The organism is Kitasatospora sp. GP30 (assembly GCF_029892145.1).
Lineage (GTDB): Bacteria > Actinomycetota > Actinomycetes > Streptomycetales > Streptomycetaceae > Kitasatospora > Kitasatospora acidiphila.
This window is the reverse complement of the sequence record NZ_JARZAH010000009.1, coordinates 122,767-146,109: the sequence shown is the minus strand read 5'-3', so window position 1 is coordinate 146,109 and position 23,343 is coordinate 122,767. Positions and strand designations below refer to the sequence as shown.

Below are 23,343 nucleotides of genomic sequence, written 5' to 3'. Positions count from 1 at the left end.
AGTTGACCCGAACGGGAGTGACAGCGTTTCGGGGGCGTGCCTAGGGTGTCGGTCATGATCGACAACCCTGGGCGCAGCTTCCTCTTCCTGCTGGCGAGCAGCCGGCACGACGGCAACACCGAACTCCTGGCCCGGCGGGCAGCCGAACAGCTGCCTGCCGGCACCGAGCAGCGCTGGCTGCACCTCGGCGAGCTGCCGCTCGCGCCGTTCGCCGACCGGCGGCACGACGGCGAGGGGATCTACCCGCGGCCCGAGGGCCACGAGCGGACCCTGTTGGAGGCCACCCTCGCCGCCACCGACCTGGTGATCGCCTCCCCGCTCTACTGGTACAGCGTCTCCGCCGATGCCAAGCTCTACCTGGACTACTGGGCGGGCTGGATGCGGGTGCCTGGCTACGACTTCCGGGCCCGGATGGCCGGCAAGACGCTCTGGACGGTCAGCGCCAGCTCCACCGAGGACCCGGCCGCCTCGGACGCGCTGGTGACCACCCTGCGCATGAGCGGCGAGTACCTGAAGATGCACTGGGGCGGCGCGCTGCTCGGCTACGCCAACCAGCCGGGCCGAGTCGTCGAGGACGAGGGCGCGATGACGCGGGCGAAGACCTTCTTCAGCGCGGCATAGGCCGGGGCTCGGCCGGCTGCTCCGCCGCCGGGGGGAGCCCGCGCCGCACGAACCGCCAGGACACCTCCAGCAGCAGGCCGGCGACCAGCGCGATCGCCACCCCCGTCCAGGGGTCGCGGTAGCCGGCCAGCTTCAGCTGGAAGAAGTCCGACAGCCAGGGGATCAGCAGCACCAGGGCGAAGGCCCCGGCCATGGCGGCGATCAGTAGCAACCGCCACCAGGTGTACGGCCGGGCCACGATCGCCAGCACCCATAGGGCGACCAGGAAGAGCGTCAGGGTGGCCACACTGGTGTCGGCCTTGAGGTCGGTGGCATGGTTGGCGCGGGCCAGGGCGTAGGAGGTGAAGGTGGCCGTCCCGGCGATCAGCCCGCAGGGCACCGCCAGCCGCAGCACCCGGCGGACGAAGCCCGGCCGGGCCCGCTCCTGGTTGGGTGCCAGCGCCAGGAAGAACGCCGGGATGCCGATGGTCAGGCTGCTGAGCAGGGTGGAGTGCCGGGGCAGGAACGGATACGGCAGCTGGGTGAAGACCACCAGCAGCGCCAGCAGCACCGCGTAGACCGTCTTCACCAGGAAGAGCCCGGCCACCCGCTCGATGTTGCCGATCACCCGGCGCCCCTCGGCCACCACCATCGGCAGCGTGGCGAACCGGTCGTCGAGCAGCACGATCTGCGCCACCGCCCGGGTGGCGTCGCTGCCCGAGCCCATCGCCACGCCGATGTCCGCGTCCTTGAGGGCCAGCACGTCGTTGACGCCGTCACCGGTCATCGCCACGGTGTGGCCGCGCGACTGCAGGGCGCCGACCAGCCGGCGCTTCTGCTGCGGGGTCACCCGGCCGAAGACGGTGGTGCGCTCGGCGGTGTCGGCCAGCGCCGGCGGGTCGGCGGGCAGCGTGCGGGCGTCCACCGGGTGCTCGGCCCCCGGCAGCGCCAGGCTCGCCGCCACCGCGCCGACCGAGACGGCGCTGTCTCCGGAGATCACCTTGGCCACGACCCGCTGCTGTTCGAAGTACCGCAGGGTGTCGGCCGCGTCCGCCCGCACCCGCTGCTCCAGCACCACCAGGGCCAGCGGCTGCAGGTCCTTGGCCGGGTCATGGTGGTCCCCCCGGCCGGAGGCTGGGGGAGCGTCCAGCGGCACGGGGGAGCGGCCCAGCAGCAGCACCCGCAGGCCGTGCGCACCCAGCTCGTCCACCTGCTCCAGCGCCGGATGGCCCTCCGGCAGCAGCACGTCCGGTGCGCCGAGCAGCCAGCTGCCCTCGCCGCCGCCCGGCTCCAGCAGCTGCGCCCCGCTCCACTTGCGGGCGGAGGAGAACGGCATCGCCTCCAGCAGCAGCCAGCGCTCCCGCTCCGGCCCGCCCTCGCCGAAGGCGTCGATCACCGCCTGCATGCTGGCGTTGGGCCGGGCGTCCGCGCTCGCCAGCACGCCCAGCGCCTGACGCAGCGTCGCCTCGTCGGCCAGTTCGGGCGCCAGTGGCCGCAGCTCCCGCACGTCCATGCCGCCCTCGGTGAGGGTGCCGGTCTTGTCCAGGCAGACCGTGTCCACCCGGGCCAGGCCCTCGATCGCGGGCAGCTCCTGCACCAGGCACTGCCTGCGGCCGAGCCGGATCACGCCGATCGCGAAGGCCACCGAGGTGAGCAGCACCAGCCCCTCCGGCACCATCGGCACGATGCCCGCCACGGTCCGCCGGACCGCCTCCCGCCAGTCGTTGCCCCGCACCGCCCACTGGCTGATCACCAGGCCGATCGCGGTGGGGATCAGCAGATAGGTGACGTACCGCAGGATGGTGTCGATGCCGCTGCGCAGCTCGGACTTGACCAGGGTGAACCGGCTGGCCTGCTCGGCCAGCTGGGCTGCGTAGGCCTCACGGCCGACCTTGGTGGCGGTGAAGGCGCCGGCGCCGGCCACCACGAAGCTGCCGGACATCACCTGGTCGCCCGGCTGCTTGAGCACCGGATCGGGCTCGCCGGTGAGCAGCGACTCGTCGACCTCCAGGCCGTCCTCCTCGATGACCTCGCCGTCGACCACCACCTTGTCGCCGATGGCGAGCAGCACGGTCTCGTCCAGCACGATCTGGGAGACCGGGATCTGTATCGCCTGCCCGTCCCGGCGCACCGCCGGGCGGGCCTCGCCGATCAGCGCCAGGCTGTCCAGGGTGCGCTTGGCGCGGATCTCCTGGATGATCCCGATCGCCGTGTTGGCCACGATCACCAGGCCGAACAGCCCGTCCTGGATCGGCCCGACCACCAGGATGATGGCGAACAGCACCCCGATGATCGCGTTGAACCGGGTGAAGACATTGGCCTGGACGATCTCCCGCACGGACCGGCTGGACCGCGCCGGCACATCGTTGACCTGGCCGCGGGCCACCCGCTCGGCGACCTCGGCAGTGCTCAGCCCGCGCTGGCGGGTGGCGGCCGGGCCGCCGGCGCGGGCGCCGGGGTCGCGCTGCTCCGAGGGGTGCGTCATGGCACCGACTCTACGTGCGGCAAATGTCCGGTGCGTCCTCCTATAGGCCGGTGTCGAGCGGCCGGAAGGAGGGGGCGGGTCAGCCGGGTGGATGAGTCGGGCGAGCCGGGCGGGCGCCCGGTGGACGGTGGGGTGCCGCTACTCGGAGCCGGCCGCCTGGGCGCGCCGGATCGCGTCCCGCCGGGCCCGGCAGTACCAGAGCCCGATCAGTCCGAGCAGCCCGCCGGACAGGCAGATCCACGGCCAGTTGCCGTGCCCCTGCCGGCTCAGCGTGTCCTGGAACGGCAGCAGCACCAGGAAGCCCAGGAACCAGAGCACCGTGCCGCCGCCGACGATCGCGACGTCATTGGCTTCCAGGGGCGGCGGCGCGGGGTGGATCGGGCTCTTCGGCATGGGACGTAGCGTACGTGTCCGCGCGCACCGTCATGGAGGCGCGCGTATCTACGCGCGAAGATGGCGCGTGCACGACCGGCCGACCCATACTGAAGACTTCCTCCACCCCCATTTGAGGACGACGCATGCCTTCCGTGGCCCAGCCGACCGTGGAGTCGCCCGAGCCCCCGGCACCCGCTTCCCCCACCGGTGCCATCGACCGCTACTTCAAGATCTCCGCGCGCGGCTCCAGCCTGCCCCGGGAGATCCGCGGTGGCGTCGCGACCTTCTTCACCATGGCCTACATCCTGGTGCTGAACCCGATCATCCTGTCCAACGCCGTGGACATCAACAAGCACACGCTGAGCTTCCCGCAGCTGGTCACCGCGACCGCGCTGACCGCCGGGCTGACCACGCTGCTGATGGGCGTGATCGGCAACGTGCCGATCGGACTGGCCGCCGGTCTGGGCGTCAACACCATCGTGGCGCTCCAGCTGGCGCCCAAGATGACCTGGCCCGACGCCATGGGCATGGTGATGCTGGCCGGCTTCTGCATCATGCTGCTGGTCGCCACCGGTCTGCGGGAACGGGTGATGAACGCCGTGCCGCTCGGCCTGCGCAAGGCCATCGCGATCGGCATCGGCCTGTTCATCGCGCTGGTCGGCTGCGTCGACTCCGGCTTCGTCAGCCGGATCCCGGACGCGGCCCACACCACCGTCCCGCTGGAGCTGGGCATCGGCGGCCACCTGCACGGCTGGCCGGTGCTGGTCTTCGTGCTCGGCCTGCTGCTCACCCTGGTGCTGGTGGTCCGCAAGGTGCCCGGGGCGATCCTGATCTCCATCGCGACGATGACCGTGGTCGCCGTGGTGATCCAGAAGGCGGCCGACCTGCCCGCCGACTCCTGGGGCCTGACGGTGCCCAAGTGGCCCGGCAACCCGGTCGCCACCCCCGACTTCGGCCTGGTCGGCAAGGTCAGCCTGTTCGGCGGCTTCCAGCACGTCGGTGCGCTCACCGGCATCCTGTTCGTCTTCACCGTGCTGATGAGCGCCTTCTTCGACGCGATGGGCACCATCCTGGGCGTCGCCGACGAGGCGCACCTGCTGGACAAGAACGGCGACCTGCCCGGCATCAACCGGGTCCTGATGGTGGACGGCATCGCCACCGCCGCCGGCGGCGCCACCTCCTCCTCCGCCAACACCTGCTTCGTGGAGTCCACCGCGGGCGTCGGCGAGGGGGCGCGCACCGGCTTCGCCAGCCTGGTGACCGGCGCGCTCTTCATGCTCGCGCTCTTCCTCACCCCGCTGGCCACCATGGTCCCGGCCCAGGCCGCCACCCCGGCCCTGGTCACCGTCGGCTTCCTGATCCTGGCCAACTCGATCCGCGACATCGACTGGTCCGACTACACCATCGCCATCCCGGCGTTCCTGACCATGGTGCTGATGCCGTTCACCTACAGCATCACCAACGGCATCGGCATGGGCTTCATCGTCTTCTGCGTGCTGCGGCTGGCCGTCGGGCGCGGGCGCAGCGTGCCGGTGGCGCTCTACGCGGTGGCGGCGGTCTTCGCGTTCTACTACATGATGCCGGCGCTGGGGCTGGCCAAGTAGCCGCCCGCCGCACCTGCGAAGCGCCGCCCCGGAGCCTGCCGCCGGGGCGGCGCTTCGCGTTGCGGGCCTTCCGGATGACCGGTACAGGCCGTTCGATATCTCTTCCATGGCCTTGGCGATATCATGGAGCCCGGGCCAATCCTGTGGAGCCAACTCCTTTGGAGTGAGCATGACGCGCACCGTTGTCGACCTCGACGACGACCTCCTCGAAGAGGCGCAGCGCCTCTTCGGCACGACCACCAAGGTTGCGACGGTCAATGCCGCCCTGCTGGAGGCCGTCAAGCTGGCCCGCCGGATAGAGCTGGCGGACGCGATTGCCAGCGGGGAGTTCGACCTGCTCGGCGAATCCGGCGGCAAGGCTGTGGCGTGAGCCGAGAGCGCTTCCTGATCGACAAGTCGGCTCTCGCACGGTGGGGCAAACCCTCTGTGCGGCCGGTCCTCGACGACCTTTCACAGCGGGCTCTCCTCGCGGTCAGTGCGGCGGTCGAGATGGAGGTCCTGCACAGCGCCCGGACGGCTGCCGAAGCGGACCGCCTTCAGCACCTGCTGACGGGATTCGACTATCTGCCGTGCACGGACGAGGTGTGGGACCGCGCCAAGTTCATCCGGCATCAGGCCCTGTTCCGGGGCAACCACCGTGCCCTGTCGATGGCCGACATGCTCATCGCGGCCACGGCGGAGCGGCATGCGGTCACCGTGCTGCACTACGACGGCGACTACGACATGATTGCGGCGATCACCGGCCAGCCCATGCGCTGGGTCGTCCCGGCGGGGACGGCTGACTGAGGTCGCCGAGCGGGTGGCGCTCTACGCGGTGGCGGCGGTCTTCGCGTTCTACTACATGATGCCTGCGCTGGGGCTGGCCAAGTAGCGGCCTCTGCAAGGCGGTCGAGCCCGGTCCCGCTGGCGCGGGGCCGGGCTCGGCCGGTTACCGGGATCGGGTCAGTGCTGCATCCAGGTGCCGGTGGACCAGAGGGACCTGCCGTCGGCGTCGTAGAGCACGACGTTCGAGTCGTACTGCACGACGGCGTAGGCGCCGGGGTGGCCCCAGGTGCCGGTGGACCAGAGGGAGTTGCGGTCGGTGCCGGAGAGCACGAAGTTGCCGTCGGCCTGCATGGCGGCGGTGGCGCCGGGGTGGCCCCAGGTGCCGGTCGACCAGAGGGAGCGGCCGCTGGATCCGTAGAGCACCAGGTTGCCGTCGGCCTGCATGCTCAGCTTGGTGCCCTGGTAGCGGGAGTTGTCGATCACGTAGCCCGAGGGCAGCCGGTCGCCCGGGTTGACCACCGCACCGCGGTAGAGCGGGCCGGTGACGTCGGTGCCGCTGTGCCAGAGCTGGTTGCCCAGGCTGTCGAGGACGGCGAGGTCGGCGGTGTCCAGCAGGATGGCGCGGCCGCCGGGGTGGCCCCAGGTGCCGGTGGACCAGAGGGAGTTGTGGCCGGTGCCGTAGACGACCAGGTTGCCGTCGGCCTGAAGGGTGGCGGTGGCGCCGGGGTGGCCCCAGGTGCCGGTGGACCAGAGGGAGCGGCCGGTTGCCTGCGAGTAGAGCACCAGGTTGCCGTCGGCCTGCATGGTCAGCCGGGCGCGCTGCCCCTGCAGCGACTGACCGCTCGCCAGGCTGCTCCCGGCGGCGAACGCGGCACCGGACGTGCCCCTGCTCCAGAGCGGCGTGTCGTCGGCGTCGAAGATGACGAGGTTGGTGTCGTTCTGCACGGTGAGGTGGTCACCCGGGTGGCCGCCGGTGCGGCTGGACCAGAGCGGGTTGCCGGCGGCGTCCTGGAGCACCAGGTCGCCGTCGGTCTGCAGGGTGGCGTAGGCGCCCGGGTGGCCGTAGGTGCCGGCGGTCCAGAGCAGCTTGCCGTCGGTGCCGACCAGCTCCAGGTCGCCGGTGGCGGTCACCTGGAGGTGGACACCGGTGGTGCCGGGCAGGGAGCTGCCCGCGTGCAGGGTGGTGCCGGGCGCGATGCCGTAGCCGTTCGGGTCATGGGCGGGCTCGTAGCTGCCGGTGCCCCAGAGTGCCTTGCCGTTCTGGTCCTTGACCACCAGGTCGCAGTCGGACGTGAGGGCCAGGTAGCGGCCGTTCAGGGTGGCCGGCCCGGCGCTCCACAGGGTCTGGCCGGCCTCCTGGACGACGAGTCCCTTGGCGGGGTCCCAGGCCGCTGCGGCGTTCGGGTGACCGGCGGTGCCGGTCGACCAGAGGACCTTGCCCTGGTAGTCGCTGTAGACCAGGTTGCCGTCTTCCTGCATGGTCAGCTTGGCGCAGGGACCGTAGCTGACGTCGCCGGGGATGCCCTGGAGGGCCAGGAGGTCGCCGGGCGCCGTCATGGAGTACGGAAGGTCGGACCCGAGCGGGATGCGCGCGGGGCTGAGTTGGGCGACTCCGTTGACCGGCGGCAGGCCCGGGTAGCTGTAGACGCGGCCGTTGAAGTCCCAGAGCAGGGCCGGGTTGCCGGTGCCGTCGGCATCGCCGGCGGAGGTGACCGGGCCACCCGAGGTGCCGGTCTGGTAGTAGGAGCCCGGCAGCAGGTCCAGCCGGCCGGGCAGCGGGCCCGGGGTGTCACCGCCGGCGGCGCCGAAGCGCTGGCCTTGGGAGACGTCGCAGGAGGCCATCGAGGGCAGTGAGTCGGTGAAGATGACGGGCGGGAAGCCGAAGCACTTTCCGGAGGCCGAGTCGACCAGCGAGCCGTAGTTGCCCGGTTGCCAGTGCTGCTCCGAGTCACGGCTGTCGCAGGTCGACAGGCCGGCCGTGGCGGCGTCGAGGCAGTCGCCCCAGGCGTGGACGGTGCCGTCGTTGCCGAACTGGAAGTGCGCCGTCATCGGGTTGGAGCAGGCCGCGAGGGTCAGCGGGACGTGCCCGGTGGTGGCCCCTGCGGGGAAGGCCGACAGGCACAGGTGGGTGCCGTCGGTCTGCACCAGCCCGTTCTGCAGCGGCTGCGGCAGGGGGGCGGTGAGGACGGTGGTGGGCGTGCCGTCGGCCTTGAAGGTGAGCGGGAAGCTGTCGATCGCGCCAGTCTCGCCCGAGCCGCGTACCCAGAGGGTCGGCACGCCGCCGACCTTGCCGGGGGCGATCAGGGAGGTGCCGCTCCAGTCGCCGGTGCCGAGCAGCACCGGATTACCGAAGGACGGGCCGCTCTTGGCCGCCGGGTAGTACCAGAGCTTGCCGTTCTCCACCGTGATCAGCGCCGGCTGGGTGTTGGCCCCGTTGCCGCCGTCGGTGGCCAGGATCTGGGTGGTGGAGTTCCAGGTCTGGTCGTAGCCGGTGCAGTCGCCGGCGGCGCAGGTGGCCGGCTTGGCGACGGTCAGGACCTTGTCCTTGTGGGTGAAGTGCCCCGGCGTACCGCCGAATTCGGCGTCGTTCGGATAGACGTAGACATGGTGCGAGCCGGGGTTGAGGAGCACCAGGTCATCGGTATTGCCGCCGGTGAGGCTGCCTCGGTGGGTGATCGCATACTGGCCCCAGGTCATCGACGACTCCGGAGCGGCCGCCTGGGTCGAGGCGGTGAACGCGGAAGCGCCGACCGGGAACGCGCCGAGGTAGTTGCCGACGCCCTGCACGACGTCCGGGGTACCGTCCCCGTCGATGTCGCCCGGGACCCCGGTGCCGGCGCTCGCCGCGCGGGCCGAGGGCGAGCCGGCCGCGAGTGCGGGGCTCGCGGCGCTCGCCGCCAGTGCGGGGCTCGCGGCGCTCGCCGCCAGTGCGGTGGCGAGCAGGGATGTGGCGGCCAGGTGGCCGAGTCTCATGCTGTTTCCCCCAAGAGATGTGTCAGATACGCGAGTTGGGTCCTACTGCCGCGTCTTCAGCGCGTGTAGTACCACCGCGGGGTGTTGGTCGGCGCCGTAGACCACGAAGGGGCCATCCGGGCTGCATGGCCGCGTGGGCGCCGCTGCGGTCCCAGGTGCCTGATGCCCGGACCGGCTGCCGGCGCGGCACCATGCCGCAGACGAGGTTGCCGTCGGTCGGCCTGGCCGATGACGTTCCGCCAGTCATGGCCGGGACGCTGGTGCCGGCCGCGGCGGTGGCAGGTACCGCTACCGCGGTGAGCCTGCGAGACCGGCTGCCAGGGCGGTGCGGGGCGCGGCTGCCAGGGCGGTGCGGGGCGCGGCTGCGCTCCCTCATCAGGGTTCCTCCCCCGGTGGGTGCCGGCGAGGCCGGCGGAAGTGTGAGGGGCCTGTAATACGGTGTGAACAACGTATGGGCCGAGCGCAGGGTATCGGTCGCCGGCGACCGGTCTCAATGGGGTTCCGCCGGTCCGTCCACGGCATGGTGACGATGGGGCAGATCGTCCGCACGGCTCATCCTCTGGTCCACCCGTGCTCCTCCCTCCCGCATCCTCCGCTCGTCCCTCGGGGGTAGGCGGACTCAGGGGAATTTCGGGGTCGTTCCCGGGTACCGCGCGGCGGTCCGGTCCGGGACGCTGGACTCATGGCGATGGTGAGGCAGCAAGCTCGACCGATGGTCCGGGAGTCCGGGCGCGGGGCCGCCGTGCTGGCGGTCCTGGTGGTGCTGGCCGTCCTCGGCGGTCTGCTGGGGCTCGCGGCGGCTCCGGTGGGTCCGGCGGCGGCGGTGCCGGTGCGCTGGCTGCTGCTGGGCGAGTTGGGGGTGCTGGGCGCGGTGATGGCGCTGGTGGCCGCCGTGGTGCCGGCCAGGCGGCGCTGACGGGCCGTCAACGGCGGGGCGGCCGCTGCGCGCCGGGTGGCCACTTGGCGCCAGATGGCCGGAAAGCGCTCTGTGTAGCCGTGTTGACGGTGGGCATACTGCCTCCTGAGTCGTGAGGGGGCACTCTCTGATGGTGCGATGGGACCCGTCCGGGATCGACGAGGCCGACTTCCTGCCAGAGCCGTTCCAGACGGCCGACCAGGCCTCGATCGCCGCACAGCGCCAGACCCTGCGCTGGAACCGCGGGATGATCGTGATGCTGGTGGTCGCGGCTGCGGTCGGCGCGGCGACGGGCGGTGACTCCGGGGTCGCGCCGCTGATATCCGTGGCCGCCTTCGTGGTGGCCGGCTGGTTCTGGTCCCGCCTGCGGGCGGTCAATCCGCAGGCCCGCTGGTTCGAGGCCCGCGCGGCGGCCGAATCGGTCAAGACGCTGGCCTGGAAGTACACGGTGCGGGCCCGGCCGTTCGGCGGCCCGGCCGACTCCCCCGAGGTGGACGAGGAGTACCGCGCGCAGGTCGCCGAGGTGCTGCGGACCTTCGAGGACTCCGGGGCGCTGCCGGCCGGCGCGGCACCGGAGATCACCGACGGCATGCGGGAGTTGCGGGCCGCGGGGCTGGTCGACCGGCGGACCGGGTACCTGCGGGTCCGGGTGGAGGGCCAGCGCACCTGGTACCTGGCGAAGGCGAGCGCCTATGAGTCGCAGGCGGTCTCCTGGGGGCTGGGCACGGTGACGCTGATGATCCTGGGTGGCGCGGCGGCGGTGGCCCAGGCGGCCGGGGTGCTCTCGGTCAGCCTGTTCGGCGTCTGCGCGGCGGCGGCCGCCGCGATCATCGCCTGGAACCAGCTGAAGCAGCTGCGCCCGCTGGTCTCCACCTACCGGCTGGCGGCCAAGGAGCTCGACGTGGTCTGGGGCAAGCTGACCGTGCTCGACCTCAACGACCCGGCGGCCGAGGCCCAGTGGGCGAGCCTGGCGGGCGACGTGGAGGACGCGGTGTCCCGCGAGCACACCAGCTGGCGCAGCCACCGGGCGTTCCCGCACTGACCTGTCTCTTTCCCTCTTCCGGGTTGCTCGGACGGTCGGCTCGCGCATGCCGATTTTTATTTAGCTAGAGTAATGACGTAAGCTAAGTATCATGTCCGAGATGTCCGAGGAGGACCTCGTCGCTGTCAATCAGCTGAGGTCCTCTGTGATGCGTCTGTCCCGTCGTCTGAAGCACCAGCACGTCGAGCAGTCGCTCAGCCCGACCGAGATGAGCGTGCTCGGCACGTTGGCGCGGTGCGGCAGTGCCACGCCTGGGGAGTTGGCGCGGCGCGAGCACGTGCAGCCGCCGTCGATGACGCGCATCATCGCGATGCTGGAGGAGAAGGGTCTGGTGCGGCGCGAGTCGCACCCGCAGGACCGGCGCCAGGTGGTGGTCAGCATGACCGAGCAGGCGGCCGAGATCCTCGACGAGTCCCGGCGGCGGCGCAACGCCTGGCTGGCCGAACTCGCCTCCCAGCTGACCGACGAGGAGTGGGCGGCGGTGCGGGAGGCGGCTCCCGCGCTGTACCGGCTGGCGCATCTGTAGCTCTCGGACAGGGTTGGCACGGCCGGGTGGCGGTAGCCCGGCGAACCGCGAACGAGAGGAACCGACCATATGAGCAAGGGAAGCCATACCAACGACCCCGAGGAACGCACCGCGGCGGCTGGCCCCGCCGCACCAGGCCCAACGGCCACGGCAGGCCCCACCGGGGCCCGCTTCACCCGACCCGGGGGGATGTTCTCCTCGCTGCGGGTGCGCAACTACCGGTACTTCTTCGCCGGTCAGATCGTCAGCAACACCGGCAGCTGGATGCAGCGGATCGCCCAGGACTGGCTGGTGCTGAGCCTGACCGGCAGCCCGCTCGCGGTGGGCGTCACCACCGCCATGCAGTTCCTGCCCACCCTGCTGCTCGGCCTCTTCGGCGGGGTGCTGGCCGACCGGATGCCCAAGCGGCGACTGCTGATCGCCACCCAGGGCGCGATGGGCGCGCTGGCGGCGGGACTCGCCGCGCTGACCATCTCCGGCGCCGTGACCGAGTACCACGTCTACGCCTTCGCGCTGCTGCTCGGCCTGGTCACCGTGGTCGACACCCCGACTCGGCAGGCCTTCGTCTCCGAGATGGTCGGCCCGAAGGACCTGGCCAACGCGGTCAGCCTGAATGCGGCCAACTTCCAGACCGCGCGCCTGGTCGGCCCGGCGGTGGCCGGCCTGCTGATCGCCGCGGTCGGCAGCGGCTGGGCGTTCGCGCTCAACGCGGTCTCGTTCGCCGCGGTGATCGGCGGCCTGCTGGCGATGCGCGTCAGTGAGCTGCGCCCGGTCGGGCGGATCCCGCGCGAGAAGGGCCAACTGCGCGAGGGCCTGCGGTATGTGAAGGAGCGTCCGGACCTGATGTGGCCGCTGGTGCTGGCCGGGTTCATCGGCACCTTCGGCTTCAACTTCCCGACGCTGCTCTCCGGTTTCGCCTACCGCACCTTCCACGTCGGCCCCGGCCTCTACGGCCTGCTGAACACCGCGATGGCGCTCGGCTCGCTCACCGGCGCCCTGATCGCCGCCCGCCGGGGCAACCCCCGACTGCGCCTGCTGACCGGTGCGGCCGTGGCCTTCGGCCTGCTGGAGACGGTCGCGGCGGTGGCGCCCGGCTACTGGAGCTTCGCGCTGCTGCTCACCCTGATCGGCGTCTTCGGGCTGACCTTCAACACCACGGTCAACTCCTACGTCCAGCTGGCCACCGACCCGGAGATGCGCGGCCGGGTGATGGGCCTGCTGGTGCTGGTCTTCACCGGTGGCACGCCCGTCGGCGCCCCGCTGGTCGGCTGGGTGACCGCGAGCTACGGCCCGCGCCTCGGCCTGCTCGCCTGCGGCGCGGTCTCGCTGCTCGCCGCCCTGGCCGTCGGCCTGGTCCTGGCCCGCTGCGCCGACCTGCGCCTGCGGGTCGACCTCCACCGCGGCAACGGCGGCCGCGTGGTGGCCTTCGTCCCGCGCCGGCACGAGTCCCAGGTGGCGCCGGAGCGGCGGGAGTTGGCGGCGGCCTGCTGACGCCTGGCCGGGGCGGGCGGTGCCGCCCGCCCCGGAGCGCCCGCCCTGGAGCGCCCGCCCCGGTGCCCGGGCGCCTCAGTGACGCGGGGCGGGGAGCAGGCGGGGTTCCAGGCGCTCCTCGATGGCTGAGGTGCCGTCACGGGTGACCAGGTAGGCGCCCTTGCCCGGGGTTTCGGTGACGGTCTCGACCAGCTTGGTGCCGCGGTAGACCAGGCCCACGCCGTCGTCGGTGCAGTGCGCTTCCGGCAGGGTGCCGTCCGCGACGAGCCGGTGGATCAGCGGGCGGCGCCCCGCGTCGACGTCGTAATGGACGCCATTACCGTAGGGCAGGAAGCCGAGTGCGTTGGTGATCGGGCGCAGTTGAGGGCCGAAGGAGTCGGTGGCGCCGCCCTGGAACCAGCAGATCGATCCGGCGCTGACCCCGCTGAGCACCACGCCGGCCTCCCAGGCGCGCCGCAGGATCGCGTCGAGCCCGTGGACCCGCCACACGGCCAGCAGGTTGGCCACCGAACCGCCCATGACCCAGACGACGTCCTGCTCGAGAACGGCGCTCTCGACGTCCTCGAGGTTGGGCATCGGGAAGAGGGTCAGCGGCGTCAGGTCGAATCCGGCGACCCTGGCTGCCTCCAGCATCCGCGCGGTGAAGTGCTCGGCGTCGCCGATCGCCGTCCCGATGTACATCACCCGGGGCCGGCGGCCGTGCGCACCCGACAGCTCGACCGCGTGGTGCACCAGGGAGTTGAACGCCACCATGGTGCGCCCGCCGGGGCGGTGGCCGCCGGAGGTGGCGAGGATGGTCGGCTCGGGCGCGGTCACGACGCACCACCGTCCTGCGGCGAGCCGAGCCGGATCTCCAGGAGCTGGCCCGGCCACGGGGTGCCGTCCGGGCGCGGGACCTCGAAGGGCTCGGTCTCGGTGAAGCCCAGGGCGCGGTAGGCGGCGACCAGCCGGCGGTCGCCGCCGCCGTAGCAGTCGACGCGCAGCAGGGGCAGGCCGCGGCGGGCGGTCTCGGCGCGGGCGTCGGCGATCAGGGCGGCGCCGACGCCGGTGTTCTTGCGGGTCCGGTCCGTGGCGAGGAAGCGGAGGTAGAGCTCGGGCAGGTCGGCGGGCGGGATGTACTCCGAGAGCTCCTGGGCGAGCACGCAGACGCCGATCAGCCGGCCGTCGTCGTCCTCCGCGATGCGCATCAGGTAGTCGGTGGCGTACTTAATCAGCTGAGCCACCCGGGCCTCACTGGTGGACCACGGCTGGTCGCCCCACTGACCGGTGCGCCCCTGGGCGACCAGCCATTCCATGGTGGTGTCGAGCATGGCGAGAATGGCTGGGACGTCGTCGGGGCCACCGGGTCGAATCTTCATACGATCTTGTTTACACCGAGTGGTGGCGGTGTGTCAGGGCTCCAGCTACGGCTTTCCCTTGGACACGAACAGATCGACCGCCGTGCCCTTCGGGACGGTCGCGCCGGCGGCGGGCTGCACGGAGATCACCAGCCCCGCCGCCATGTGCCAGTCCGTGAAGTCGTGCACCGTGCCCACCTGCAGCCCGGCGGCGGCCAGCAGCTGCCGAGCCGTGGCCTCGGACTGACCGACGACGGACGGCACCACGGCCGAACCCGCGATTGCGGGTGAGGTCGGGGTCGACGCGGCGGAGGGCGTGCCCGAGGAAGCGGGGGTCGAGGTCGGCCCGGCGGAAGGGGTGCCGGAGGAGGCGGGGGTCGAGCTCGGACCGGGGGAGGGGGTGCCGGAGGAGGCGGGTGTGGCGGGCGCGGTGTTCGTGGCGACCGCGCCGGCCGCCGCGTTCACCTGCCCCGCCCCCGGTCGCGCGGCCTGTGCCCCGAAGGCCACCCCCGCCCCCAGCACCACCACTGCGGCCGCCGCGCCGCCCACCACCAGGCGGCGGCGCCGCCTGGCCCGGCCGACCATCGCGGGCGCGTCGAAGACCGGAGGCTGCGGGTCGTTCGCGAAGTTCTCCATAGCGTGGGTCAGTGCCTTTCCGAACTCGGGATCAGGGATGTCGGAACCGTGCTGAGGGATCGTCATCAGGCACCTTCGAACTGCGGGAAGTTGATCTCGGACATACGGAGCTTGCCTATGCCCCGGGAGAGTTGGGAGCGCACCGAGCTCGCCGTGATGCCCAGCGTCTCGGCGATCTCATCCGGTCCCTGGTCGTGCAGGTAGTGCAGCACCACCACGGTGCGCATGCCGATCGGCAGCGCGTGCAGCGCCCGGACCAGCCCGTCGCGCAGCTCCACCTGCCGGTACGAGTCGTGCGGGTCGGCTCGCTCGGGCACCTCGAACCGCTCGCCGGCCCGTTTGGCGCGCCGCCAGCGGTCGTTGGCCAGGTTGACCAGGATCCGCCGCACATACGCCTCCGGCGAGTCGGTCGCCGCGATCCGCCGCCAGCGCCGGCACGCCTTCTCCAGCGCCTCCTGCACCAGGTCTTCGGCCACCTGCTGATGGCCGGTCAGCACGTAGGCGGTCCGGAAGAGTGCCGCAGAGCGCTGCTGGACGAACTCGACGAAGTCGAGCCGCTCGGCCCGCTGCCAGCTACCCACAGATTCTCCTTGCTACGGTTCCTGCCCCCATGACGGCGGCCGGCCGCCAGCTGCTGCACCCGGCAGTGGTGACCTGCGTCACGCGGGCGAGGGGGCCAGCTGGTCGCCGAGCGTGCTGCGCTGGTAGAGCACTTGCCGCCCGGCGCGGGCCCGGGTGACCAGGGCGGTGGCGTGCAGGACGCGCCTGTCATGTGGGCGAGGGGGCCAGTTGGTCGCCGAGCGTGCTGCGCTGGTAGAGCACTTGCCGCCCGGCGCGGGCCCGGGTGACCAGGGCGGTGGCGTGCAGGACGCGCCTGTGTCATGTGGGCGAGGGGGCCAGCTGGTCGCCGAGCGTGCTGCGCTGGTAGAGCACTTGCCGCCCGGCGCGGGCCCGGGTGACCAGGGCGGTGGCGTGCAGGACGCGCAAGTGCTGGGAGACCGCGCTCGGGGTGACCCGGAGGCGGCGGGCGAGTTCCACGGTGGCGAGCGGCTCCTCCAACAGGCCGAGCAGCCGGGCGCGCGGCGCACCTAGCAGGGACACGAGGTCGGCCGAGTCGACTTTCGGCGTCGGCTCCCACAGCGTCGCCACCCCACGACACGGATAGACCAGCCGTGGCGGCGTCTCGGGGCTGAGTGGCGGCGCGGGCTTGTGTGCGAACGCCGACGGCACGAGCAGCAGCCCTCGCCCGGCCGCCGAGACCCGGTGCGTGCAGAGCATCTGGCCGATCCGCAGCTCCCCGTCCTGCCAGCGCAGATTCGGGTGCATGTCGGCGAAGAGCAACCGCGCGCCGCCCAGGGCGAGTTGGCGTGCGCGGTAGGTCATGTCGGCTTCCAGGAGCAGGCGCAGCCGCGGCCAGCTCGGTGCGATCGCCAACTGCCGGTAGTGAATCAGCACTTCGCAGATGGCATCACGGAGCGCGATGACCGCGGCATCGTCGCGAGCGGCGGCATCCCGCAGCGCCTCCGGCAACTGGTCGGGTGCGTGGGCGAGTTGGATGTCCTGGCGGACCCGGGCGGCGGACACCTTGCGCACCAGGGCGAGTTGCTCCTCGAAGGTGGGTGCGAAGCTGGTGGGCTGCGGGGTCAGGAAGTCCGGGATCATCAGCCGCGGGGCGACCAGCGACAGCAGCAGCGCGGTGTCCAGCGACCCCAGTTGCCCCAGCACCGACCTGCGCCACGGCAGATGCAGCGCGGAGAGCCCCGGGTCTCGCAGCATCCGCAGGCTGAGCAGCGTCTCATGCATGGGCGAGACGGCGAACCGGGTGTCCGCGAGGTCCTCGACGCCGAGTACGAAGGTGATCATTAAGCCGTACGCTACATCGATTGCCGACGCACCGCTGCCGCGCTTGAATTCCCCTCATGACGCACCCAACTCAGCAGCAGCGCACGGCCATTGTCACCGGGGCGGCCCGCGGCATCGGCGCGGCGGTGGCCAAGCGCCTGGCGGGCGACGGCCTGGCGGTCGGCGTGCTCGACCTCGACGCAGCGGACTGCGCCGACACCGTGGACGCCATCGCGCGCGCCGGCGGGTCGGCGCTGGCCGTTGCCGCCGACGTCGCGGACGAGGCGGCGATCACGGCTGCTATCGCCCAGGTCGCTGCCGCGTTCGGGCCGCCGACCGTGCTGGTCAACATCCCGGTCGGCCGGGTGGGCCAGCCGGAGGACATCGCGCACACCGCGTCGTTCCTGGTCAGCCCCGGTGCCGGGTTCGTCTCCGGGCAGGTGGTCTACGTGGCGGGCGGGCCGGTCGACTGACGCGCGAACCAGGTGGAACACCGTGTCAGCGGCCGTGTCAGGACGGCGACAGGGTGGTGTCAGGCGAGCCGCCGATAGTTGACGCATGACTTCGAACAACACCACCTCGAACAACACCGCTTCGACCCAGCTGACTCCTCCGCTCGCTGCTCCACTCGGCGGGTTCCAGGACATCGACGGCCGCCGCATCTTCGTGCACCGGGCGGGCAGCGGCGACGGACCGGCCGTCGTGTTCCTGCCCGGCGCCAGCGCGGTCGGCCTGGACTACTTCGGCATCCAGCAGCAGGTCGCGCAGTTCACCACCGCCGTGGTGTACGACCGCGCCGGCACCGGCTACAGCGACCCGGCCGCGCTGCCGCGCACCGCCGCGGAGGTCGCCACCGAACTGCACGAGCTGCTGCACGCCCAGGGCATCGCCGGCCCGTACGTCCTGGTGGCGCACTCCCTCGGCGGCGCCTACGCGCACCGGTTCGCGCAGCTCTACCCGCAGGAGGTTGCCGGGCTGGTCTGGCTGGACGCCTTCCACCGCGACTGGGACGACTTCGTGCCCGCCGAGCTGAGCCTGGCGGCCAGCGACGAGCTCGCCCCGACCGAGGAGCAGCTGCGCCAGGCGCTGCCGTTCATGCGCGAGTTCGTCGCCCAGATGCTGGCCGACTACCCGGAGCACGTGCGGGAGTCGCTGGTCGAGTACCACGTGAGCGACCGGTGGATCCACGCCGGCATCGCCGAACGCGCCTCGATGGCCGCGCTGGCGCAGGAGCTGCGGGCCGGGGCGGACATCCCCGACGTCCCGCTGATCGCACTCACCCCGCTGGCCGTCGACCCCGCCCAGCAGGCGCTGATGTCGGAGGAGGCGCTGCGTGAGATGCACGAGGGCAAGACGCGGCTGTACGCGTCCATGGTGAACGCGGTCTCGGACGGCGAGCAGCGCATCCTCACCGACACCAACCACAGCCAGCTGTGCTTCGAGCGCGCCGATCTCGTGGTCCAGGCGATCCACGACGTCGTCGACCGGGCCACCGCCCGCGCCTGAGCCCGCAAGTCCATCCGACCAACCGTTTTCACACCACTGATTCAAGGGAGCGCACCAACCATGAGCATCACCTTCACCGACCAGGACAAGGCCACCCTGCGGATCGCCGCGTACGGTGCCGTCGCGCTGCTGACGGCCGCCGGTGTGGCCGGCGGCAAGCCGCACCGGATCTCCACCGACGGCTCCATCGCCCTGGCCTCCGCGACCGGTGCGGTCGGGCACGTGCTCGGCGAGAAGCCGGGGGCCGTGAAGCTGAACGACAAGACCGTGGCCGCCCTCGCCGACCAGGTGCTGCCGGCCCTGACGGAGTCCATGAGCCTGCTCAAGCGGCAGGACCCGGCCGAGGCCGACAACTTCCGCAGCATCGTCCTCCTCGCTCTCGAAGCGGCCACCCACCGCGGCGAGCCCAGCCCCACCATGACCGACATGATCCGCAAGATCACCAATGCCCTTGACGCCGCCTGATGCGGACGGCGAGCTGCGCAGCTGGTCACGGGGACCTCTCCGGCCCCCGTGACCAGAGCGGCGAAGCGTGAAAGAGGTGCGGCGGGCAGAGAATGGAGTCATGAGGCTCTTCGTCGCGGTGCTGCCCCCGTCCGAGGTACTCGCCGAGCTGGACGCCGTTGTGGCGCCGCTGCGTGACCTGCCGGGTGCGGAGCGGCTGCGCTGGACGGCACCCCAGGGGCGGCATCTGACGCTGGCCTTCCTGGGCGCGGTGGACGAGGAGCGCCTGCCGGCGTTGGAGGACGGGCTCGCGCAGGCGGTACTGGGACACCCGGTGCACCGGCTGCGGCTCGCCGGGGGCGGGCACTTCCACGACCGGGTGCTCTGGGTCGGGCTGGCCGGCGAGACCTGGGCGCTGCGGGGGCTGGCGCGCTCGGTGACCACGGTGACGGGCGAGGTGCTGGGGGAGGAGGCACCGGACCTGGGTGAGGAGGTTGCCTTCCACCCGCATCTGACCCTGGCTCGCACCGGCCCCAGGGGCCACCATGACGCCGAGGAGCGGAAGGCGCTCCGGACGGCGGCCCAGCGACTGGAGACGTTCAAGGGCGCGGAGTTCACGGTGGCTGCGGTGCATCTGATGCGCAGCGAGTTCCACGGCGGCCCTGCGCAGTACACGCGGGTGCGCAGTTGGGCGCTGCACCCCGCGTAGCACTCAGCGGCGGAGGGCCTCGGTGATCAGCAGCAGCTCGGTGGGGAGCAGCGGGCGGAGCTGGACGAGGACGGTCCCGGTGGGGGTGACGCGGAGGGCGGCGGAAAGGTCGGGGACATCGAGTTCCCGGTCCACGAGTGCGTCCTCCAACTCGTCGAGGGGGCCGGTGCTTGGCGGATGGACGGCATCACGGAGCGGACTTCGTCAGCCACTTGACGCCCACCTCCCATTCGCTGCCACCGCGCTCAGGCAGGTAGACGAGCTGGCGGCTGCGGTCCATGAACGCGCCGGTGCGCTGGTTGAGCACGTCGTAGATCAACTCCCCGCGCCGAACGGCTCGTAGGGGAGCTCGGGCGGCTGCACGCCGTCGGGGCGCGTGGTGGGTGGGCCCGCAGTGATGCGGGAGCAGCACGCGCACGTGCTGACCGTGATGCAACTGCCCAACGTCAAGGTTCAGGTTCTGCCGTTTGCGGCGGGGCGGTTACTCCGGCCCGACGAGTGGCATGACCATTCTTGAGCTGCCGAACGGTCGGAAGCGTGTGTCCAGTGCGTCGAATGCGCCCCGCAGTCCGCTATCCACGGCGTCGTCCCCGTCCGTGACTCAAGGACCCCCATGTCCCCTCCCTTGCCTTCCCCTTCCCCTCCTTCACTGCCTTCCTATCTTCTCTCAAAGTCGTTATTCTTAGCCTGAGTTGACTTCCGGCTCGCCGACCGATTCCTCTCGGAGCCGACTCCACGCCCCAATGGCGGATTCGCCGATATTGACGGTCGGTCAGGCGCTACATGTACGCTGAGTATCCAGTTGCTCACGTGCAAGCCCGAAGGAGTGCCATGAGCCACCCCTGGGAGGCGGATCCCGACGCCGTGCTGACCCGGCGCCTGGGCAAGTCGCCGGCTGAGCTGGGGACGACCGGCGGGCGGGACGGCTGTCCGGACGTCTGGGAGCTCGAGAACGGCGACATCGCCGTCGTCGGACGCGACCTGACCGAGGCCTACCGGGCGGGCCTGCCTCAAGACCTCGTTATCGGTGATGGTGAGCGCTTGGTGGTCATCCCCCGGATCACGCTCCTCGCCGCGAAGGCGGACCTGCCGGATGCGTGACCTCCTCGGCTCCTCCTCCCGCGGCGAGCGCCTCGCCCTCGATGTCTACCGGGCGGACTTCCGCAAGCGGGACTTCGCCGTCGACGGCTGGGACTCGTGGAAGCTGGAACGCCGCCAGCACTTCGTGGAGCCAGGGGACGCCAGTTGGCGGGCCTACTCCGAGGGCGACTGGGCGCGGGCGCTGGAGCTGATCGAGGCCCGGCGCGGCGAGCTGCTCCAGCTCTCCCAACTGGCCGCCGACCACGACTGCCGCCTGCTGCGCGTGCGGGTCGTCGAGTTCCCCGTCACCCTGTATCTCATTTGGGAGCTGCACCTGCTGCGCGTGCGGGCCGAGTGCGGCGAGCTGATCCGGATCGTCGGCCCCGAGCAGATCTCCCAGTACGAACAGGGCGGGCAGCAGCTGCCGGAGCTGATCACCCTGGGGCCGGACACTGTTTACGACATCTCCTACGACGCGACCGGCCTCGGCGACGGCGCGACCCGCTACACGGACGCCGCTACCAGGGAGCGCGTCGCGCGATTCATCGCCCACCTCTACGACCAGGGCGAGGACATCGAGAGCTTCATGGCGCGCGAGGTAGCCGCCCGGGTGTCGGTCAAGTGAGCGACGCGGTAGGGGAGGGACCGAAGACCTCCCCAGGCAGTACCAGCTCGTCGATGTCGGGGACCGCCGGCCAGGTCGTGCAGGCCCAGAACATCCAGGGCCTGCACTTCCACGCGCCCCCGCTGCCCGCCCACCACAGTGAACCGGTGCCCTGGCAGCTGCCCACCGACCTGCGCGGGTTCGTCAACCGGGTAGCGGAACGGCAGGCCATGGACCGCCTACTCGCCGAACACCCCTCGGCGGCCCAGGTGTTGGTGGTCACCGGCACCGCCGGAGTCGGCAAGACCTCACTCACGCTGCACTGGGCGCACGCAGTCCGGGCCCAGTTCCCGGATGGTCAGCTGTACGCCAACCTGCACGGCTACGATCCGCAGCCACCGGCCGCCGTCGCGCAGGTGCTCGAACGCTTCCTGCGCGCCCTCGGCGTACCCGCTGCCGCGATCCCCGCCGACCCGGAGGCGATGGCGGCGGCCTACCGGTCGCAGATGGCCGGTCGCCGGATGCTGATCGTGCTCGACAACGCCTCGCAGGCGGCCCAGGTCCGCCCACTGCTGCCAGGCGCTCCGGGCTCACTGGTCGTGGTGACCAGCCGCCATCGTCTCTCGGGCCTCAGCGTGCGGGAAGGCGCCCGGCATCTCACCCTGGAGGTGCTGGCGGAGCAGGACGCCGTGGACCTCCTGCGAGCGGTGACGGCGGACTACCGCAGCGAGGACGACCCGGCGGAGCTCACTCAGCTGGCCCGCCTCTGCGCCCGGCTGCCGCTGGCATTGCGGATCGCGGCCGAGCGCGCGGCCGGACGGCCACGGATGCCGCTGGACGACCTGATCCAGGACCTGCGCGACGAATCCAGCCTGTGGGACGCGCTCTCCAGTGAGGACGAGGAGGAGTCGGAGGCGGTCCGCTCGGTCTTCGCCTGGTCCTACCGCGCGCTGTCCGCCGATGCCGCGCGGCTGTTTCGGATGCTGGGCCTGCACCCCACCGGGGAGTTCAGCGCCGGTGCCGCCGCCGCGCTCACAGCTGTTGGCACGCGCCGAACGCGCCGTCTACTGGACGGACTAGTCGCGACCCACATGGTCGACCAGATTGCCCCGGACCGCTACCGGTTCCACGATCTACTGCGCGCCTACGCCATCGACCAAGCGCGTGGTGAGCAGGAGCCGCAGGAGAGCGAGCAGGCGCTGCGGCGGGTGCTCGCCTGGTACCTGCACACGGCGGACGCGGCCCAGGCCCGCATCGCCCCGCAGGAGCCCAGAGTCCCGCTGGACCCGCTCGACCCCGAGGTGGAACCCGCCAGCCTCGCTGACGAGGCGGCCTCGATGCAGTGGTTCGAGCACGAGCAGGAGAACCTGGTGGCCGCCACCCGGACTGCGGCAGCACTGGGTCTTGACCGATACGCCTGGCAGCTCGCTGTCGTGCTGCGCGCCTTCTACATGATTCGCAATCCGTTCCAGGACTGGCTCGCGGTCTCGCTGGTGGGTCTGGAAGCGGCCAGGTGCGAGGGTGACCGGCATGCGCAGGCGGAGCTGCACGAGAGCCTCGGCATGGCCTTCACCCAGTCCCACCAGCTCGACCAGGCGGCCGAGCAGTACCGGGCGGCGCTGGAGGTCCGGCGGGAGCTCGGCGACCCGTTCGGCGAGGCGCTGACCCTCAACGGCTTCGGACTGCTAGAACTGCGTCAACGGCAACTCTTCGGTGCGCGGCAGGCGTTCGAGCGTGCTCGGACGCTCTTCCAGGGGCTAGACGACGCCTACTGGGCGCCGCTGGTCGCGGTCAACCTCGCCGAGGCCGAGCTGGCGCTGGCCCGATACGAGGAAGCGGAGCCCCTGGTCCGCGCCGGGCTGGAGACGTTCCGGGCGCGGGCCAACCGCTGGGGCGAGGGCAACACGCTACGGCTCCTCAGCCTGATCCAGCTCGAAACCCGCCGTGAGGACGAGGCACTGGACACCGCCCAGCAGGCCGTCGATCTCGCTCTGGAGCTGAACAGCCCAGTGGCGGAGGGCCATTGGCTGGCCCAACTCGGCACGGCGCAACGCACGGCGGGGCACCCGGAGGATGCGCTCGGCTCCTACCACCGCGCGGCCGTCATCCAGCGCACGCTCGGGGACCGCAGCCGCGAGGCGCTGGCTTGGGACGGCGCGGGGCAGGCCTATCTCGACCTCGGGCGCGCCGAAGAGGCATCCGACTTCCACCGCCGCGCTGCGGCCGTGCATGGCGAGCTCGGCGACCGGTGGCAGCGCGCCGTGGCTCTGAGCCATCTCGCGGACGCCCTGGACGCCACCGGCGGCTCTGCGGACGCGTCCCGGCACCGCAGCGAAGCGCTCGCGCTGCTCGGGGAGTTCACCGACCCGAGAGCAGAACGCCTGCGCGAGCGGCTCACGCGAGGCTGA

At 71.7% G+C, this 23,343-nt stretch carries 26 protein-coding genes; 16 read left to right on the top strand and 10 right to left on the bottom strand.

Going from position 1 to position 23,343, the window contains the following annotated elements; translation table 11 throughout:
* Window positions 1–54: 54 nt before the first annotated feature.
* Window positions 55–621 carry an NAD(P)H-dependent oxidoreductase gene (locus P3T35_RS16565; protein ID WP_101385200.1) on the top strand — a complete coding sequence of 189 codons (567 nt, stop codon included), beginning with the start codon at window positions 55–57 and terminating at the stop codon, window positions 619–621.
* Here P3T35_RS16565 and P3T35_RS16560 read toward each other — a convergent pair.
* Both P3T35_RS16560 and P3T35_RS16555 read right to left on the bottom strand, forming a co-directional pair.
* Window positions 608–3,085, bottom strand: coding sequence for an HAD-IC family P-type ATPase (locus tag P3T35_RS16560; RefSeq protein ID WP_101381769.1), 2,478 nt, complete (start codon window positions 3,083–3,085; stop codon window positions 608–610). The genes P3T35_RS16565 and P3T35_RS16560 overlap by 14 nt on opposite strands.
* A 138-nt stretch (window positions 3,086–3,223) precedes the next feature.
* On the bottom strand, window positions 3,224–3,478 hold the full coding sequence (locus P3T35_RS16555; protein ID WP_101381770.1) for a DUF2530 domain-containing protein: 255 nt from the start codon (window positions 3,476–3,478) through the stop codon (window positions 3,224–3,226).
* Between the two features lie 125 nt (window positions 3,479–3,603).
* Between P3T35_RS16555 and P3T35_RS16550 the strand changes: the two genes are divergently transcribed.
* The 3 genes from P3T35_RS16550 (at window position 3,604) to P3T35_RS16540 (ending at window position 5,850) form a co-directional block, all read left to right on the top strand.
* Window positions 3,604–5,064, top strand: coding sequence for an NCS2 family permease (locus tag P3T35_RS16550; RefSeq protein WP_101381771.1), 1,461 nt, complete (start codon window positions 3,604–3,606; stop codon window positions 5,062–5,064).
* 169 nt (window positions 5,065–5,233) lie between these two features.
* Entirely contained in the window at window positions 5,234–5,434 is a 201-nt protein-coding gene (locus P3T35_RS16545) for a type II toxin-antitoxin system VapB family antitoxin (RefSeq protein ID WP_101381772.1), read from the top strand.
* Entirely contained in the window at window positions 5,431–5,850 is a 420-nt protein-coding gene (locus P3T35_RS16540) for a PIN domain nuclease (protein ID WP_101381773.1), read from the top strand. Before P3T35_RS16545 ends, P3T35_RS16540 begins: the two co-directional genes overlap by 4 nt.
* 156 nt (window positions 5,851–6,006) lie before the next feature.
* Here P3T35_RS16540 and P3T35_RS16535 read toward each other — a convergent pair whose 3' ends face one another.
* Complete coding sequence (locus tag P3T35_RS16535; RefSeq protein WP_101381774.1) at window positions 6,007–8,802, bottom strand: hypothetical protein; 2,796 nt, start codon at window positions 8,800–8,802, stop codon at window positions 6,007–6,009.
* A 712-nt stretch (window positions 8,803–9,514) separates the two neighbouring features.
* Here P3T35_RS16535 and P3T35_RS16530 point away from each other — a divergent pair.
* The 4 genes from P3T35_RS16530 to P3T35_RS16515 all read left to right on the top strand — a co-directional run bounded on the left by P3T35_RS16530 (window position 9,515) and on the right by P3T35_RS16515 (window position 12,777).
* Window positions 9,515–9,718: a hypothetical protein gene (locus tag P3T35_RS16530; RefSeq protein ID WP_101381775.1), complete on the top strand. Its 204-nt coding sequence runs from the start codon at window positions 9,515–9,517 to the stop codon at window positions 9,716–9,718.
* A gap of 130 nt (window positions 9,719–9,848) precedes the next feature.
* Window positions 9,849–10,760, top strand: coding sequence for a DUF4231 domain-containing protein (locus P3T35_RS16525; RefSeq protein ID WP_101381776.1), 912 nt, complete (start codon window positions 9,849–9,851; stop codon window positions 10,758–10,760).
* Window positions 10,761–10,851: 91 nt separating this feature from the next.
* The gene (locus P3T35_RS16520; RefSeq protein ID WP_101381777.1) at window positions 10,852–11,286 is read left to right on the top strand and encodes a MarR family transcriptional regulator; all 435 of its coding nucleotides are present in this window, start codon (window positions 10,852–10,854) and stop codon (window positions 11,284–11,286) included.
* Between the two features lie 69 nt (window positions 11,287–11,355).
* Window positions 11,356–12,777: an MFS transporter gene (locus P3T35_RS16515; RefSeq protein WP_280706466.1), complete on the top strand. Its 1,422-nt coding sequence runs from the start codon at window positions 11,356–11,358 to the stop codon at window positions 12,775–12,777.
* A gap of 75 nt (window positions 12,778–12,852) precedes the next feature.
* Here the strand turns inward: P3T35_RS16515 and P3T35_RS16510 are convergent, their stop codons facing one another.
* The 5 genes from P3T35_RS16510 to P3T35_RS16490 form a co-directional block, all read right to left on the bottom strand.
* Entirely contained in the window at window positions 12,853–13,593 is a 741-nt protein-coding gene (locus P3T35_RS16510) for a peptidase E (RefSeq protein WP_101381779.1), read from the bottom strand.
* Complete coding sequence (locus P3T35_RS16505; protein WP_280706464.1) at window positions 13,590–14,135, bottom strand: GNAT family N-acetyltransferase; 546 nt, start codon at window positions 14,133–14,135, stop codon at window positions 13,590–13,592. The genes P3T35_RS16510 and P3T35_RS16505 overlap by 4 nt, the downstream gene beginning before the upstream one ends.
* Before the next feature lie 45 nt (window positions 14,136–14,180).
* Window positions 14,181–14,816 carry a Stk1 family PASTA domain-containing Ser/Thr kinase gene (locus tag P3T35_RS16500; protein WP_101381780.1) on the bottom strand — a complete coding sequence of 212 codons (636 nt, stop codon included), beginning with the start codon at window positions 14,814–14,816 and terminating at the stop codon, window positions 14,181–14,183.
* Window positions 14,816–15,331 carry a SigE family RNA polymerase sigma factor gene (locus P3T35_RS16495; protein WP_101381781.1) on the bottom strand — a complete coding sequence of 172 codons (516 nt, stop codon included), beginning with the start codon at window positions 15,329–15,331 and terminating at the stop codon, window positions 14,816–14,818. The genes P3T35_RS16500 and P3T35_RS16495 overlap by 1 nt, the downstream gene beginning before the upstream one ends.
* A 298-nt stretch (window positions 15,332–15,629) precedes the next feature.
* The gene (locus tag P3T35_RS16490; RefSeq protein ID WP_218976702.1) at window positions 15,630–16,613 is read right to left on the bottom strand and encodes an ArsR family transcriptional regulator; all 984 of its coding nucleotides are present in this window, start codon (window positions 16,611–16,613) and stop codon (window positions 15,630–15,632) included.
* Window positions 16,614–16,669: 56 nt separating this feature from the next.
* Here P3T35_RS16490 and P3T35_RS16485 point away from each other — a divergent pair, with 56 nt between their 5' ends.
* The 4 genes from P3T35_RS16485 to thpR all read left to right on the top strand — a co-directional run bounded on the left by P3T35_RS16485 (window position 16,670) and on the right by thpR (window position 19,251).
* Window positions 16,670–17,065, top strand: a complete 396-nt coding sequence (locus tag P3T35_RS16485; protein WP_101381782.1) for an SDR family oxidoreductase — start codon at window positions 16,670–16,672, stop codon at window positions 17,063–17,065.
* Window positions 17,066–17,150: 85 nt separating this feature from the next.
* Window positions 17,151–18,098 carry an alpha/beta fold hydrolase gene (locus P3T35_RS16480; RefSeq protein WP_101381783.1) on the top strand — a complete coding sequence of 316 codons (948 nt, stop codon included), beginning with the start codon at window positions 17,151–17,153 and terminating at the stop codon, window positions 18,096–18,098.
* A 60-nt stretch (window positions 18,099–18,158) separates the two neighbouring features.
* Entirely contained in the window at window positions 18,159–18,563 is a 405-nt protein-coding gene (locus P3T35_RS16475; protein WP_101381784.1) for a hypothetical protein, read from the top strand.
* A 100-nt stretch (window positions 18,564–18,663) separates the two neighbouring features.
* The gene (gene thpR, locus P3T35_RS16470; protein ID WP_101381785.1) at window positions 18,664–19,251 is read left to right on the top strand and encodes an RNA 2',3'-cyclic phosphodiesterase; all 588 of its coding nucleotides are present in this window, start codon (window positions 18,664–18,666) and stop codon (window positions 19,249–19,251) included.
* Between the two features lie 3 nt (window positions 19,252–19,254).
* On the opposite strand, the gene P3T35_RS16465 is transcribed toward thpR, so the two are convergent.
* Both P3T35_RS16465 and P3T35_RS16460 read right to left on the bottom strand, forming a co-directional pair.
* Window positions 19,255–19,401, bottom strand: coding sequence for a hypothetical protein (locus tag P3T35_RS16465; protein ID WP_180356549.1), 147 nt, complete (start codon window positions 19,399–19,401; stop codon window positions 19,255–19,257).
* Between the two features lie 37 nt (window positions 19,402–19,438).
* Window positions 19,439–19,570, bottom strand: a complete 132-nt coding sequence (locus P3T35_RS16460; protein WP_280706456.1) for a hypothetical protein — start codon at window positions 19,568–19,570, stop codon at window positions 19,439–19,441.
* A 78-nt stretch (window positions 19,571–19,648) separates the two neighbouring features.
* On the opposite strand from P3T35_RS16460, the gene P3T35_RS16455 reads away from it, so the two are divergent.
* The 4 genes from P3T35_RS16455 to P3T35_RS16440 all read left to right on the top strand — a co-directional run bounded on the left by P3T35_RS16455 (window position 19,649) and on the right by P3T35_RS16440 (window position 23,343).
* Window positions 19,649–19,768, top strand: a complete 120-nt coding sequence (locus tag P3T35_RS16455) for a Scr1 family TA system antitoxin-like transcriptional regulator (protein ID WP_280706454.1) — start codon at window positions 19,649–19,651, stop codon at window positions 19,766–19,768.
* Window positions 19,769–20,082: 314 nt separating this feature from the next.
* A complete protein-coding gene (locus P3T35_RS16450; protein WP_101381786.1) occupies window positions 20,083–20,352 on the top strand; it encodes a hypothetical protein in 270 nt (89 codons plus the stop codon).
* The gene (locus tag P3T35_RS16445; protein ID WP_101381787.1) at window positions 20,345–20,956 is read left to right on the top strand and encodes a DUF6879 family protein; all 612 of its coding nucleotides are present in this window, start codon (window positions 20,345–20,347) and stop codon (window positions 20,954–20,956) included. The genes P3T35_RS16450 and P3T35_RS16445 overlap by 8 nt, the downstream gene beginning before the upstream one ends.
* 53 nt (window positions 20,957–21,009) lie before the next feature.
* A complete protein-coding gene (locus tag P3T35_RS16440; RefSeq protein ID WP_101381788.1) occupies window positions 21,010–23,343 on the top strand; it encodes an AAA family ATPase in 2,334 nt (777 codons plus the stop codon).

Bases quoted from the DNA above. Each gene is read 5' to 3' on its own strand.
- P3T35_RS16505 (WP_280706464.1), bottom strand. From the start codon at position 14,135: ATGAAGATTCGACCCGGTGGCCCCGACGACGTCCCAGCCATTCTCGCC.
- P3T35_RS16545 (WP_101381772.1), top strand. From the start codon at position 5,234: ATGACGCGCACCGTTGTCGACCTCGACGACGACCTCCTCGAAGAGGCG.
- P3T35_RS16535 (WP_101381774.1), bottom strand. From the start codon at position 8,802: ATGAGACTCGGCCACCTGGCCGCCACATCCCTGCTCGCCACCGCACTG.
- P3T35_RS16560 (WP_101381769.1), bottom strand. From the start codon at position 3,085: ATGACGCACCCCTCGGAGCAGCGCGACCCCGGCGCCCGCGCCGGCGGC.
- P3T35_RS16490 (WP_218976702.1), bottom strand. From the start codon at position 16,613: ATGATCACCTTCGTACTCGGCGTCGAGGACCTCGCGGACACCCGGTTC.
- P3T35_RS16555 (WP_101381770.1), bottom strand. From the start codon at position 3,478: ATGCCGAAGAGCCCGATCCACCCCGCGCCGCCGCCCCTGGAAGCCAAT.
- P3T35_RS16445 (WP_101381787.1), top strand. From the start codon at position 20,345: ATGCGTGACCTCCTCGGCTCCTCCTCCCGCGGCGAGCGCCTCGCCCTC.
- P3T35_RS16440 (WP_101381788.1), top strand. From the start codon at position 21,010: ATGTCGGGGACCGCCGGCCAGGTCGTGCAGGCCCAGAACATCCAGGGC.
- P3T35_RS16475 (WP_101381784.1), top strand. From the start codon at position 18,159: ATGAGCATCACCTTCACCGACCAGGACAAGGCCACCCTGCGGATCGCC.
- P3T35_RS16565 (WP_101385200.1), top strand. From the start codon at position 55: ATGATCGACAACCCTGGGCGCAGCTTCCTCTTCCTGCTGGCGAGCAGC.
- P3T35_RS16530 (WP_101381775.1), top strand. From the start codon at position 9,515: ATGGTCCGGGAGTCCGGGCGCGGGGCCGCCGTGCTGGCGGTCCTGGTG.
- P3T35_RS16525 (WP_101381776.1), top strand. From the start codon at position 9,849: ATGGTGCGATGGGACCCGTCCGGGATCGACGAGGCCGACTTCCTGCCA.
- P3T35_RS16485 (WP_101381782.1), top strand. From the start codon at position 16,670: ATGACGCACCCAACTCAGCAGCAGCGCACGGCCATTGTCACCGGGGCG.
- P3T35_RS16520 (WP_101381777.1), top strand. From the start codon at position 10,852: ATGTCCGAGATGTCCGAGGAGGACCTCGTCGCTGTCAATCAGCTGAGG.
- P3T35_RS16480 (WP_101381783.1), top strand. From the start codon at position 17,151: ATGACTTCGAACAACACCACCTCGAACAACACCGCTTCGACCCAGCTG.
- P3T35_RS16550 (WP_101381771.1), top strand. From the start codon at position 3,604: ATGCCTTCCGTGGCCCAGCCGACCGTGGAGTCGCCCGAGCCCCCGGCA.
- P3T35_RS16500 (WP_101381780.1), bottom strand. From the start codon at position 14,816: ATGACGATCCCTCAGCACGGTTCCGACATCCCTGATCCCGAGTTCGGA.
- P3T35_RS16455 (WP_280706454.1), top strand. From the start codon at position 19,649: ATGCGGGAGCAGCACGCGCACGTGCTGACCGTGATGCAACTGCCCAAC.
- P3T35_RS16450 (WP_101381786.1), top strand. From the start codon at position 20,083: ATGAGCCACCCCTGGGAGGCGGATCCCGACGCCGTGCTGACCCGGCGC.
- thpR (WP_101381785.1), top strand. From the start codon at position 18,664: ATGAGGCTCTTCGTCGCGGTGCTGCCCCCGTCCGAGGTACTCGCCGAG.
- P3T35_RS16515 (WP_280706466.1), top strand. From the start codon at position 11,356: ATGAGCAAGGGAAGCCATACCAACGACCCCGAGGAACGCACCGCGGCG.